The sequence below is a fragment of the Mycobacterium sp. E3339 genome, assembly GCF_001666915.1.
Taxonomy (GTDB): Bacteria; Actinomycetota; Actinomycetes; order Mycobacteriales; family Mycobacteriaceae; genus Mycobacterium.
Genome location: NZ_LZIZ01000054.1, coordinates 1 through 650, shown reverse-complemented (window position 1 = coordinate 650; position 650 = coordinate 1). Strand labels below are relative to the sequence as shown.

Sequence of the window (650 nt, the reverse complement as noted above, 5' to 3'; positions counted from 1 at the left end):
TGGGTGCACTCGCCGGAGAAGGACGGCAAGGACGCCGGCGAGCTCGCGAACGGCGAGCCGATCGGCATCACGGCCACCACCGACGCCGACGCGCTGATCGCGCTGAAACCCGATTGCGTCATCTACGCCGCCAGCGGCCCGGAGCGCGACGCGCTGGCCATCCCGGATTACGTCAGGCTGCTCGAGTCCGGCATCAACGTCGTCACGACCAGCACCACCCGCCTGGTCAACCCGCACGCCTACGAACCCGCCGAGTGGCGCGACCAGCTGGTCGCCGCGGCCAAGCAGGGCCAGGTGTCGTTGTACGCGTCGGGGATCGAGCCGGGGTTCGCCGCCGATTACCTGCCGCTGGTGTTGTCCACCCAGTCATCGTCCATCGAGAAGATTCACGCGTTCGAGATCGGCCTGTACGACGACTACGGCGTCCCCGACATCATGAGCGACGCGCTGGGTTTCGGTCGTCCGCTCAACTACCAGCCCTGGATCGGCTTCCCGGGTGCGATCGCGGGCGAATGGCAGGGCCAGATCCGGTTGGTCGCCGACGCGCTCGGCGTCGAGGTGCAGGAGGTCCGCGAGTATTTCGACCGCGCGGTGACGAACCGGACGCTGGAGGTCGCTATGGGCACCGTCGAGGCGGGCACCTGCGGTGC

General features: G+C 68.5%; 1 pseudogene. It reads left to right on the top strand.

Going from position 1 to position 650, the window contains the following annotated elements:
- Positions 1–650 (top strand): annotated as a pseudogene (locus A5702_RS04540) (dihydrodipicolinate reductase); the annotation flags it as partial.